The organism is Curvibacter cyanobacteriorum (genome assembly GCF_028649475.1).
Classification (GTDB): Bacteria; Pseudomonadota; Gammaproteobacteria; order Burkholderiales; family Burkholderiaceae_C; genus Curvibacter; species Curvibacter cyanobacteriorum.
Genome location: NZ_JAQSIP010000010.1, coordinates 1 through 12,453, shown reverse-complemented (window position 1 = coordinate 12,453; position 12,453 = coordinate 1). Strand labels below are relative to the sequence as shown.

10 protein-coding genes and 5 tRNA genes are annotated in these 12,453 nt (G+C 56.1%); 14 read left to right on the top strand and 1 reads right to left on the bottom strand.

The features are described 5' to 3' along the window. Positions 1–23 precede the first annotated feature (23 nt). The 14 genes from PSQ40_RS17825 (at position 24) to PSQ40_RS17760 (ending at position 12,004) form a co-directional block, all read left to right on the top strand. A tRNA-Glu gene (locus tag PSQ40_RS17825) sits at positions 24–99 on the top strand. Between the two features lie 48 nt (positions 100–147). Next, positions 148–224: transfer RNA gene (locus tag PSQ40_RS17820), tRNA-Asp, on the top strand. A gap of 60 nt (positions 225–284) precedes the next feature. Further along, positions 285–360: transfer RNA gene (locus tag PSQ40_RS17815), tRNA-Ala, on the top strand. 31 nt (positions 361–391) lie between these two features. Further along, a tRNA-Glu gene (locus PSQ40_RS17810) sits at positions 392–467 on the top strand. 48 nt (positions 468–515) lie between these two features. Further along, a tRNA-Asp gene (locus tag PSQ40_RS17805) sits at positions 516–592 on the top strand. 383 nt (positions 593–975) lie between these two features. After that, the gene (locus tag PSQ40_RS17800) at positions 976–1,494 is read left to right on the top strand and encodes a hypothetical protein (protein ID WP_273953240.1); all 519 of its coding nucleotides are present in this window, start codon (positions 976–978) and stop codon (positions 1,492–1,494) included. 18 nt (positions 1,495–1,512) lie between these two features. Further along, positions 1,513–2,379 carry a hypothetical protein gene (locus PSQ40_RS17795; protein ID WP_273953239.1) on the top strand — a complete coding sequence of 289 codons (867 nt, stop codon included), beginning with the start codon at positions 1,513–1,515 and terminating at the stop codon, positions 2,377–2,379. Positions 2,380–2,390: 11 nt separating this feature from the next. Next, positions 2,391–2,693, top strand: a complete 303-nt coding sequence (locus PSQ40_RS17790) for a type II toxin-antitoxin system Phd/YefM family antitoxin (protein WP_273953238.1) — start codon at positions 2,391–2,393, stop codon at positions 2,691–2,693. Between the two features lie 16 nt (positions 2,694–2,709). Then, positions 2,710–3,096: a type II toxin-antitoxin system RelE/ParE family toxin gene (locus PSQ40_RS17785; RefSeq protein ID WP_273953237.1), complete on the top strand. Its 387-nt coding sequence runs from the start codon at positions 2,710–2,712 to the stop codon at positions 3,094–3,096. Positions 3,097–3,175: 79 nt separating this feature from the next. Continuing rightward, entirely contained in the window at positions 3,176–5,974 is a 2,799-nt protein-coding gene (locus PSQ40_RS17780; RefSeq protein ID WP_273953236.1) for a type I restriction endonuclease subunit R, read from the top strand. 15 nt (positions 5,975–5,989) lie between these two features. Beyond that, complete coding sequence (locus PSQ40_RS17775) at positions 5,990–7,654, top strand: type I restriction-modification system subunit M (RefSeq protein ID WP_273953235.1); 1,665 nt, start codon at positions 5,990–5,992, stop codon at positions 7,652–7,654. Beyond that, positions 7,651–9,147, top strand: coding sequence for a restriction endonuclease subunit S (locus PSQ40_RS17770; protein WP_273953234.1), 1,497 nt, complete (start codon positions 7,651–7,653; stop codon positions 9,145–9,147). Before PSQ40_RS17775 ends, PSQ40_RS17770 begins: the two co-directional genes overlap by 4 nt. Beyond that, positions 9,144–10,925 (top strand): restriction system-associated AAA family ATPase, encoded by a 1,782-nt coding sequence (locus PSQ40_RS17765; protein WP_273953233.1) that lies wholly within the window; start codon positions 9,144–9,146, stop codon positions 10,923–10,925. Before PSQ40_RS17770 ends, PSQ40_RS17765 begins: the two co-directional genes overlap by 4 nt. Continuing rightward, positions 10,925–12,004: an HNH endonuclease gene (locus tag PSQ40_RS17760; protein ID WP_273953232.1), complete on the top strand. Its 1,080-nt coding sequence runs from the start codon at positions 10,925–10,927 to the stop codon at positions 12,002–12,004. Before PSQ40_RS17765 ends, PSQ40_RS17760 begins: the two co-directional genes overlap by 1 nt. 354 nt (positions 12,005–12,358) lie before the next feature. Here the strand turns inward: PSQ40_RS17760 and PSQ40_RS17755 are convergent, their stop codons facing one another. Next, entirely contained in the window at positions 12,359–12,451 is a 93-nt protein-coding gene (locus PSQ40_RS17755; RefSeq protein WP_273953376.1) for an integrase core domain-containing protein, read from the bottom strand. Between the last annotated feature and the right edge of the window lie 2 nt (positions 12,452–12,453).

Sequence of the window (12,453 nt, the reverse complement as noted above, 5' to 3'; positions counted from 1 at the left end):
TTTGTTGAGTAGTCCAAGGTTTTGACCCTATCGTCTAGAGGCCTAGGACATCACCCTTTCACGGTGAGTACCGGGGTTCGAATCCCCGTAGGGTCGCCAAGTTTGTAGCACTTGGCTCTGGCAACAGAGCGAAAAAGCTGCCTGCCAGGAGTGGTAGTTCAGTTGGTTAGAATACCGGCCTGTCACGCCGGGGGTCGCGGGTTCGAGTCCCGTCCACTCCGCCAGTTTGAAGTCTTTGTGTGTCAATGATGTGCAAAGCGTTTTTTGGTGAAAGCCAAGAAATTGGGGGTATAGCTCAGCTGGGAGAGCGCTTGCATGGCATGCAAGAGGTCATCGGTTCGATCCCGTTTACCTCCACCAATTTTTGCTAGTTTCGGTTAGTCCAAGGTTTGACCCTATCGTCTAGAGGCCTAGGACATCACCCTTTCACGGTGAGTACCGGGGTTCGAATCCCCGTAGGGTCGCCAAGTTTGTAGCACTTGGCTCTGGCAACAGAGCACAACAGCTATCTACCAGGAGTGGTAGTTCAGTTGGTTAGAATACCGGCCTGTCACGCCGGGGGTCGCGGGTTCGAGTCCCGTCCACTCCGCCATAGACTTCTGTAAATCGTTGATTTGAAAAAGCTTTTTAGCTTACAAGGCAACGGCTCACAAGTCAACTCACAACGCCGCAACGGTTTCCGTTTGCGGCGTTTGTCTTTGTGCCGTCGCGTGCGCGTGGCAAGTCGCCGCGCAGCGTGGCCTTCGAGTCGCACGCCGCTTCTGCTGCTGTCTGGCAAAGTTTTTTCGTTGTGCTGGCGCGCTCGCCCCGCAATATGCTGAAAAAAGCCACCGCCACTCATTGAGCCGCTGCGGTCGGCCAGTTGCCACGGCGTAGCCACTCGATCTGATTCCCCTTGAACACTCGTTGTTCTGGTCGCATCGACCGGAAGGCTTTGCCGTGTGCGTTTGTTTTGTTCAGCCTTCGGAGATCATCATGGCAAGCACGCCCGCCACCAATACCGCAGCATCCGCTGCATCGTTCAAACCTTTCTTTCAACGCATCAGCCAGGGCGAAGACCGCCACGCAGATGTGCTGGCCTGTTGCGCCATGCTTAGCAACAAGAGCCTTGCCGACATCTTCAAGCAGGCTGAAACCCTAGGACTGCCCAAGGCCGGCCCCTATTGGCTCTATGCGGATGGTGACTTCATTGCCCGCTTGCTGGCAGCCCATGGACTGGTCGCAACTGTCTGGAAGGAGGCAAAAAGCTACGCTGGACTTCCCGAGGTAGCTCTGGCGCTTGTGTCCTACGATGAATCATATGAGGTGGGGCGGGCAGTTCTCTATCACCGCAACACCTCCGTCGACGGCAAGACAGCCCAGCCGTATGTGGTTGATCCCTACCCGCACACTGACAGCAAGTTCCATGTGCGTATGGGCACTGCTGCCTTGGCCGAGCTCCCGCCGTCCTGGTACATCGGCGTGACACAGATGAACAAAACTGCCGGGAAGTGAGTGATGCAGGCGGGCTGCTTGGGTGAACCATTCGCCGATCTGCTGTTTCAAGACCTGCGCAAGATCGAACTGATAGATCCGTGGCGTGTGGCTGGACACCCTGTCGGCGTAACGGGAAGCAGTCTGCTTGCGGGGGCTATGGCGTTGCATTTTGGTGATCTGGCAGTGATTTGCTCCTCACCGCTTCGGTACGCTCACACGGAGCAGGGCACTGCCATCGCCGCGTGGAGCAGCGCCGGGATGTTGTCCTTGGGCTATCGCGTCAGCGTTGTGCGCACCGAGGATGCTGGTCTGGTGCTCCCGGCTGGATCATGCGGCCTGACGGTGAGCGCCAAAGACCTGCGGTTGCGTGGCCTGCTGGGGCCCGAGCTACCGCTCATGCTCCTGCAACGCCTGACCGAAGATGGGGGCGTCGGAGCGATTCAACTGCGAGTTGGTGGCGCGGAATGGTTCCAACTGCTCTACCGGCGTGATCTGGATGGTGCCATCGAGTTTTCACCGGTTGGTGCCCGGCATCACATCGAAGCAATCACGGTCGATAGTCCGGCCGACGAGCTCGGTTGGCTGCATCCCGCCAGTGCATACCCGTTTGTTATGGATGGACAGTACTGGCGGACAGCACACCCCAAAGATTGGCCGTGGCCCTTGGCGCGGGAGTGGCGAAGTCAACCAGCCAGCTGCCAATATCGGCAGGTCATGAAGACTGCGCTACTCGCAAGGTTTGCCCAGCACGAAAACCTTAATAGGCGTCTGCTGGCCTTGCGTTGTCCGGTGGCTGTGGCTGATGTCCCAGTGTGCCTACTCGAAGAAGTTGCTGCGTCAGCCCTAGTCTTTCAAACGGAATATAGAGCGCGTATGATGTGCAGTACTTTGTACAAAACTTGAAGGAGCTATTCATGGCCATTTCTGCCAGTGATGTGATCCCGCTGTCGCAGGCCAGAGCGAACCTGTCTGAACTGGCCGACCAGGTGAAAGCTGGTGCAGAGAAGATCATCACCAAGAACGGGGAGAGCTATGTGGCCGTCATCGACGCCCAACGGCTGGACTACTACCACCAGCTTGAGCGTGAACGCATCCACCTGCTGTTGATTGACGATGCGAGCAAAGGCCTCGCAGACATCGCGGCAGGAAATACCAAGGATGCGCACAGCACGCTGCATGCCATCAAGCGGCGCCGCGCTGCCAAGGTGACCGGATAAGAAGCCGCCACACGTCGTGACAGCCAAGCACACCGTCAAACTCACAACCAACTTCGAGCGGAACCTTGAAGAGATTGAGGCCTTCTTGGTTGAGGCCGGGGCTCCGCACGCCTTCGACGCACTGCTTGACGAGTTGACGGACACCGTCATCCCCAATCTTGAAAGCTTTCCTGGCATGGGGCGCTTATTCCTAGAACGGCCGGCGCGCTCTGTTGAGGTGGCCAACGGCGTTGCTCGCCTGACCAAAAAACTCGGTTCGCTCGGCAAGGATGGCGAGCTGCGCGAGTACGTGATGACGCACTACCTGCTGCTGTATGCGCGGATCAAGGGCACGGTCTACCTGCTTTCGATTCGCCACCAGAGACAGCTTTCCTTTGACTTCGAAACGCTATGGCAAAGGTAGTCAGGTCAACATCTACAAATAATGGCAATACGTCAGAAGGCTCTGTAGCGTTTCAGCACTACAGCGGGGAGGCATAACTGTGGCGAAATCAGAAGCAGAGACAAGATCAGAACTCATAGACCAACAGCTTGCGCAAGCCGACTGGAACGTCAAAGACCCTACGCAGGTCGTTGAGGAATTCGACATCCTGACGCAATTGCCTCCCGGCGTGGCCGAACCTCGCACACCTTACGAGGGCCACCAGTTCAGTGATTACGTCTTGCTTGGCAAAGACCGCAAGCCCTTGGCGGTAGTCGAAGCCAAGAAGACCAGCCGTGATGCCGCCATTGGCCGTGAGCAGGCAAAGCAGTACTGCTACAACATCCAGAAGCAACTGGGCGGCGAACTGCCGTTTTGCTTCTACACCAACGGCCACGAGCTCTATTTCTGGGACTTGGAAAACGCGCCGCCACGCAAGGTGGTCGGCTTTCCTACACGCGACGATCTGGAACGCTTTGCCTACATCCGCCGCAATCGCAAGCCGCTGACACAGGAATTCATCAACACCTCGATTGCCGGGCGTGATTACCAGATCCGCGCGATTCGTTCGGTGCTCGAAGGTATCGAGAAAAAACAGCGTGATTTCCTGCTGGTGATGGCCACTGGCACCGGCAAAACCCGCACCTGCATTGCCATGGTTGATGCGCTGATGCGCGCTGGTCACGCAGAGAAAGTGCTGTTTCTGGTTGATCGGATTGCGTTGCGCGAGCAAGCACTGGCAGCCTTCAAGGAGCACATGCCCAACGAGCCGCGCTGGCCCAATGTGGGTGAAAAGTTGATTGCCACGGATCGCCGCGTATATGTCGCCACCTATCCCACGATGCTCAACATCATCCGGGACGAGGCGCAGCACCTGTCGCCGCACTTCTTCGATTTCATCGTCGTCGATGAAAGCCATCGCTCCATCTACAACACTTTCGGCGAAGTCCTCGACTACTTCAAGGCCATCACGCTGGGCCTGACGGCCACGCCAACCGACATCATTGATCACAACACCTTTCAGCTTTTCCATTGCGAAGACGGCATCCCCACGTTTGCCTACACCTATGAAGAAGCCGTGAACAACGTGCCACCCTACCTCTGTAACTTCCAGGTCATGAAGATTCAGACTAAGTTTCAGATGGAAGGCATCAGTAAGCGCACCATCTCCTTGGAGGACCAGAAGAAGCTGATCTTGCAGGGCAAGGAGATTGAAGACATCAACTTCGAGGGTACCCAGCTTGAAAAGCAGGTGATCAACAAGGGCACCAACACCCTGATCGTCCGCGAATTCATGGAAGAAGCCATCAAGGATGCCAATGGCGTGCTGCCGGGCAAGACCATCTTCTTCTGTGCCACAAAGGCGCACGCCCGGCGCATGGAAGAAATCTTCGATAAGCTCTATCCGCAGTACCACGGCGAACTCGCCAAAGTGCTGGTGTCAGACGATCCACGCGTCTACGGTAAAGGCGGCCTGCTCGATCAATTCACCAACAACGACATGCCGCGCATCGCCATCAGCGTGGACATGCTCGATACCGGCATCGACGTACGCGAAATCGTCAACCTCGTCTTCGCCAAGCCGGTCTATTCCTATACCAAGTTCTGGCAGATGGTCGGACGCGGTACACGCCTGCTGGAAACCAGCAAGCCCAAGCCCTGGTGCCTTGAAAAAGATGTGTTCCTGATTCTCGACTGCTGGGACAACTTCGAATACTTCAAGCTCAACCCCAAAGGCAAGGAACTGAAAGCCCAGTTGCCGCTGCCCGTGCGGCTGGTCGGCCTGCGGCTCGACAAGATCGAAAAGGCCAACGACAGCGGCCATGCCGACATCGCCGCGCGCGAAATCGCCAAGCTCCGCCTGCAGGTGGCAGCATTGCCCAAAGAGTCGGTGGTGATCAAGGAAGCCGCCGCTGCGCTAGCGCGGCTGGAGGATGACAACTTCTGGATCAGCCTCAGTCACGAACGGTTGGAGTTCCTGCGCGCTGAAATCAAGCCGCTGTTCCGCACTGTGTCCGAGGCCGATTTCAAGGCCATGCGTTTTGAACGTGACCTTCTCGAATACTCGCTGGCCGTTCTGAATGATGATAAGGAACAAGCCGAAACCATCAAGGAGTGCATCGTCGAACAGATCAGCGAACTGCCGCTCTCCGTCAGCTTCGTAAAGCAGGAAGAAGCCCTGATCCGCGCCGCGCAAACCAGCCACTACTGGGCCAAGGCGGATGAAGATGCCTTCGACGAACTGATTGCCAAACTCGGCCCGCTGATGAAATTCCGTGAACAGAACGCCGGCCAGGAGCAAACCCACCTTGATCTGGCCGATGAACTGCACAAGAAGGAATGGGTGGAGTTCGGCCCGCAGCACGAAGCGGTCAGCGTCACCCGCTACCGCGAAATGGTCGAGGCTTTGATTGCCGAACTCACCGCGCATAACCCGGTGCTGCAGAAGATCAAGAACGGCGAGACGGTCAGCACGGTGGAAGCCAATGAACTGGCCGAACTGCTGCACGAAGAACACCCGCACATCACCGAAGACCTGCTGCGTCAGGTCTACAAGAACCGCAAGGCGCGCTTCATACAGTTCATCCGCCACATCTTGGGCATTGAAGTGCTCAAGAGTTTTCCGGATGAAGTCAGCGTCGCCTTCGATCAATTCATCCGCGCCCACACCACGCTCAGCAGTCGGCAGATGGAGTTCCTCAATCTGCTGAAGGGCTTCATCATCGAGCGCGAAAAGGTGGAGAAGAAAGACTTGATCAACGCCCCCTTCACGGTCATTCACCCGCAAGGCATCCGTGGCGTGTTCAGTCCGTTTGAGATCAACGAAATCCTGCAGCTGACCGAACGGTTGGCTGCCTAAAAAATAGGGCACCTCATGCTACAGAACAACCCCGAACTCAAAAGCAAGATCGACCAGCTCTGGAACAAATTCTGGAGCGGCGGCATCAGCAACCCACTCACCGCCATCGAGCAGATCACCTACCTGCTGTTCATGAAACGGCTCGATGAGCTGGACCAGAAGCGCCAAGCTGATGCTGAATGGACTGGCGAGAACTACACCTCAAAATTCGTTGGCAGCTGGATTCCATCCGAGTATCGCAGCCAGCAAGAGCCTGAAAAATTCGCCATCGACAAGCGCACGCTGCGCTGGAGCGAATTCAAGCGCATGCAGGCTGAAGAAATGCTGCAGCACGTGCAAGGCAAGGTGTTCCCCTTCCTCAAAGACCTGAACGGTGCCGAGTCCAATTTCACCCACCACATGAAGAATGCGGTGTTCATCATCCCCAAACCGGCCCTGCTGGTGGAGGCGGTGAAGACCATCGACGACATCTTCGAAGTGATGGAGCGCGATTCGCGTGAGAACGGCCAGGCCTTTCAGGACATCCAAGGCGATGTCTATGAAATGCTGCTGTCCGAGATCGCCACTGCTGGCAAGAATGGCCAGTTCCGCACCCCACGGCACATCATCAAGCTGATGGCTGATTTGGTGCAGCCGCAACTGGGCCACAAGATTGCTGACCCGGCCTGTGGTTCCGGCGGCTTTTTGCTCGGCGCTTATCAGTACATCGTCACACAACTTGCTATCAAGGCAGGCAGCAAAGACCTCACGCCCGATGAAGATGGCTTCGTGCGCACCTCGGTCGCCGCCGCGCTCACCGAAAAAGCGCAAGCCATTCTGGCCAGCTCACTCTGGGGCTATGACATCGACGCCACCATGGTGCGCCTGGGGCTGATGAACCTGATGATGCACGGCATCGACGAGCCGCACATCGACTACAAGGACACCCTAAGCAAGAGCTACACCGAGGAAGCCGAATACGACATCGTGATGGCCAACCCGCCCTTTACCGGCAGTATCGATAAGGGCGACATCAACGAAAATCTGCAACTCGGCACCACCAAGACCGAGCTGCTGTTTGTCGAGAACATTTACCGCCTGCTCAAGAAGGGTGGCACCGCTTGCGTGATCGTGCCGCAAGGCGTGCTGTTCGGCTCCGGGGGCGCGTTCAGAACGCTGCGCCAATTGCTGGTGGAGCGTTGTGACCTCAAGGCCGTGGTTACCATGCCCAGCGGCGTATTCAAGCCCTACGCCGGGGTCAGCACCGCCATCCTGCTGTTTACCAAAGTCTGGGGGCCAAAAGACAAAGTCACCCAGCCTGCTACCGAGCATGTGTGGTTCTACGAAATGGCTGCCGACGGCTATTCGCTGGATGACAAGCGCAGCAAGCAGGAAGGCAACGGAGATCTGCAAGACATCATCGAAAAATACCACGGGCGTAATCCAGCCAGTGACACCGACCGCACGGCCAAATGTTTCATGGTGCCGCGCACTGAGATTTCGGACGAGAAAAATAACTTCGATCTCTCGCTCTCACGCTATAAAACCGATGTGTTTGAGGAAGTGCATTACGACGCGCCGGGCGTGATTCTGGATCGGCTGATTCAGGCCGAGGTGGGAGATGTGGAGGAGGCAGACCTCGCCAAGGTTCAAAGCGGCATCGTGCGTGAGTTGCTGGAGTTGAAGGGGATGGTGGGATGAAGAGCCGTTTCCCGATTGTTGAGCTTGGAAAACACGTTCGACAAGTGAGCCAACGAAATCGGGTTGAGGCCGATGTCGAAGTGTTTTCCGTCACCAACTCAGAAGGCTTCACAAGATCAACTGATTACTTTAGCAAAGAAGTTTTCAGCAAGGACGTCTCAAACTACAAGATCGTCAGCCCGGGGCAATTTGCCTACAACCCTTCACGCATCAATGTTGGATCGATTGACTACCTTCGGCACGACAGCACGGTTCTAGTAAGCCCACTGTATATCGTGTTCGAAGCCGGCAAAGATCTTCACGCAGACTATTTGCTGCGCTATCTAAAAAGTGGCTGGGGCAATGCACAGATTCGGGCGAATACTGAGGGCGCTGTTCGTGACTCCCTGAAGTTCAAAGGATTAGAGAGCATCAATTTGCCGCTCCCGCCCCTCGACGACCAAATCCGCATTGCCCATCTGCTCGGCAAAGTCGAAGGACTGATCGCCCAGCGCAAACAACACCTGCAACAACTCGACGACCTGCTCAAGAGCGTGTTTCTGGAGATGTTTGGCGACCCGGTGCGGAATCAGAAGGGGTGGGAGCCGACGACGATTGGTCAGATCATCAAGGTGGCAAGTGGAAATGGTCTAGTGGCCAAGGACATGAATACCGACGGTCCCTACAAGGTATATGGCGGGAATGGGGTCAATGGCACTCACACGGAATACATGTTCGACGCGCCAACATTGGTCATCGGCCGAGTTGGCTACTACTGCGGCTCCGTGCACCTTACAGAGCCAAAATCATGGGTTACAGACAATGCGCTTTACGTGAAGGACCTTTTGAAGAAGACGGATCTGGTCTTTCTCAAGCATTTGCTGGCTATCCATGATCTTAATAAAGCGGCTGGGCGCGCCGCGCAACCGCTTGTGTCAGGATCAAGAATCTATCCGATCGGGACCATTGACGTGCCTTATGAAAATCAGACGGCGTTCTCGGCGGTTGTAGAAAGAGTTGAAGCCCTCAAATTCCCTTACCAGCAAAGCCTTACTGACCTCGAAGCCCTCTACGGTGCCCTGAGCCAGCAGGCCTTCAAGGGCGAGCTGGATTTGTCGCGGGTGCCCTTGCTGGGCATCGACCCGGAGAAAGAGAAAACCGTGGCAGCAGAACCTTTGCAAACTCCCGCCGAACAAAGCCTGGCAATCCACCTACCTGACACCGACAACTTGCTGGCTGCGCTGGAGAGCGCGGAGGCGCGCAAGAATCTGCTCGTCCAATGGCTGGAAGCCTATCTCAACCAACTGGGCAGCACGCCGTTTTCAGTACAGAATTTCATGGCGGCGGCGCAGAACCGGCTGGCGGAACTGCACCCAGACAACGATTTCGAACTGGGCGCCAACGACTACGAACATATCAAAGCCTGGGTATTCGATGCATTGGCTGCTGGCACACTGACACAGGCTTTTGACGACGCTGGCAACCGTATCGAGCTCAAGGCGGCGCAGGCATGAAACTGCTGCGCCTCAAAATCACGGACCCAGCGGGCTTTCGCAGCCTGCCCTGTGGTTTTGAGCATCACTTCCGCACGGAATGGAGCCTGCAGGATGAACTGGCCCAGCCCGATGGCTTTGCGCCCTTCGTCTGTGCTGGCCCCAATGGCAGCGGCAAGTCCAATCTGCTCGAAGCACTGGCAGCGATCTTCTTTCAGCTGGAAATCCTGCGGGTGCGCCGCAGTTTTCTGCCCGAGGTGTTGCAGAACACTGGCCAGGATTTTTTACCGGTGGCGTTTGAACTGGATTACCTGATCCGCATACCCTCTCAGTACTGTGGCCCCGACAGTCCAGCGTGGGCGAAAGTGGGCGTGTGGAAAAACCCCGGTGAATCGGTGCGCTTCCAGTGGGTGAACCAGAGCGACTTCGAAACTGACGTTTACGAGGTTTTCAAGGGCGGCCACGCCGACATCCTGCTGCCGCAGTACGTACTGGGCTATTCGTCGGGCGAGAACGAAATCCTCAGCTTGCCCTTTTTCAAGATGCGCTTCGTGCAGTTCGACGAGTACTGGACAGCACTGGCCAAACAGCTTCCTTATCCCGGTCGCCCAGATGCGCGATTAGCCTACCTCGATAGTGGATTCAGCCAAGCCATTCTGCTGTGCAACCTGCTGTTTCAGGACGAGACCACGCTCCAGCCCTTCCGCGAGGATGTCGGCATTGAGGCGCTCAAGGAATTTCGCATCATTTTGCGCCGGAGTATCCCGCTGACACGGCAACAAGCCGAGGCTTTTACTGCGGGTGATTATGTCCAGCCCGGTTACGCGCAGCCGGGCTACTTCGCAGACAACGCCGCCATCAACCTTGACCCGGAGACGGGTGACTACCGGCTCAAGTTGCTGCATGGGTTAGAAGGCGACGGACGGACCTCCATAATTGAAAAACTCAAGCGTTGCGCCACGCTGCATTTCCATGATGAAGCTACCGATACGCTGATCTTGGACTATTGGGTCAACGAACGGACGAAAGATGCCTTCCGCGACAATTTCGATGATTCCGCCTTGTCCCTGTTCCAGGCGCTGCAAGTCCTGCTGACGCTGAATCTGTATTCGGTCAGCGATGCGCTGAAGTCGGATCTCTACACATCCACCAGCTATTACGTCGGCGAAACGGTGCCGACGCTGGCATCCGACCAGCGCATCATGCGGTTCAAGTTCGTGCGCTTCACCAAGCAGGGCGTGGCGCAGCCGATGATGCTCAAAGAACTGTCGGACGGCGAGCACCAATTGCTGCACAGCCTAGGCTTGTGCCTGCTGTTCCGCCAGACCAACAGCCTGTTCCTACTCGACGAGCCCGAAACGCACTTCAACCCGGACTGGCGCGCCAACTTCATCACCCGCTTGCGACAATGCCTGCCCGGCAGCGGTGAGTTCGCACAGGAGATGCTGATCACCACACATACGCCATTTCTGATTTCCGATAGCAAGCCGGAGAAGGTGCTGGTATTTGCCAAGGACAAATCCAGCGGCGAGGTCAGCATCAGCCACCCGCCGTACAACACGCTGGGCGCCTCGATCAACAAGATCACCATGAACACCTTCGGTAAGCGCGAAACCATCGGCGGCCATGCGCAGGCCTTGTTGGAGGCGTTGCGGGCCCGCTTTGAGCTGGGCGGCGAAGACAAAGAATCGTTGATCACAGAAATTCACCAGCAACTCGGCGACTCTGTGGAAAAAGTGCTGCTGATCAAGGCCATCCTCGACGGTAATCAGCCGGGCAATGGGGAGGCAGAAGGCTGATGCTGTTTCCGTACACCTATGTGCCGCATCAGATGGAGAGGATGCAGCGGTTTGTTAACTTCATCTTCTATCAAGTATGGTGTCGGGCGCGGAAAGCCGGCCCCTACGGACTCAACCTGTTTGATGCCAATCCGCCGCTCAAAGACGTAATGACGTCTTTTGCGTATGACCACACCGATGCTGGGGATCGTTTTTCGAGTCAGGTTCAAGCCATTTACCTGAGCTTCTCCCAGCTTGAGCGCAGAGAGATCGCGCAGTTCAAGCGTTGGTACCAAGGCAATAACGATCTGGAGAAAGTGTGCGCCAATGATCCAACAGTACATCTAGCCCGCTACAGCGACATTGCTGTCAACTACAAGAATATCGCTGACCAGCTCAGCACGTTCTTCAAGGGCTTGTACTCGCAGTCGCTTTTGGACCTTGCAGCACTGCGAGCCAAGATCGGTCACATCGACCATCACTACCAGACTTTCGTACTAACCAATAAAGCTGGGAAATGCCCCTTTTGTGGCATCAGCGATCTACTGGGCGAATACAACAGCAAGCGTGAAGCCTACGATCACTACCTCCCCAAGGCACTGTACCCGTTTAACTCTATCAATTTTCGTAATCTTGTCCCTGCCTGCCACCACTGCAACAGCAGCTATAAGACCAGCAAGGATCCGGCCTACACACCCAAAGACCCCGCCAGAGCAGTTCATCGTCGGGCCGTTTTCTACCCTTACAAAACAGCAGTGCATTCCATTGAGCTGCAAATCAATCTGCAGCATTCCGACATTTCCAAGCTAACCCCAGCAGATATCACCCTGCAATTTGGCCCCGCCGCCATCACACAGGAGATTGAAACCTGGAAGGACGTGTACGGTATTGAAGAACGCTACAAAGCCAAACTTTGCGGAGAAAATGACGGAAAGTACTGGCTGACGCAGGTGCTTGAAGAATGCCAAGCGTATGGCAAGCAGCCCGCAGACATCTTGGCAATGCGTGCTCAGCAGACTCAGAGTCGACCGTATGCCGACTGTAATTTCCTCAGAAAACCATTTCTGGATGCCTGCAAGGCAAATGGAGTTATTCCGTGACCTCGTCGCACCATCCGTAAGTCTGCGGCGAAGTTTTTATATGTTGGACAGTCGCAAGTGGTCCCGGCACAGTACTGACTCGGCACCGCTTGCCATGACGGAAGCGGCGAACCGAGCCGTGTGAGTTGCGGCGGTCAGACTCCCCATCCCTTGCATTCATCCCCAAAGGCCACGGCATCCGTCGTGGCCTTTTTGCGTAAGCGTCCCGGCAAGTCATCTACCCAATCCTGCGCCGCCGCTTGAGGATCCATCCCACCAATCACTCCCCTTGGTGGACACATGGACTCTTCAGCAATCAATCTCCCATCTCCCGGCCGGCGCCGCGGTGTATTGACCCAGCACTTTCTGCACAGGTCAGGCCGCTAACGCATAAGCCTCAGCGGGGGTCTTCATTTTCAGCGCCTGGTGAGGGCGCCGATGGTTGTACCAACTGATCCAGTCCGCAATCA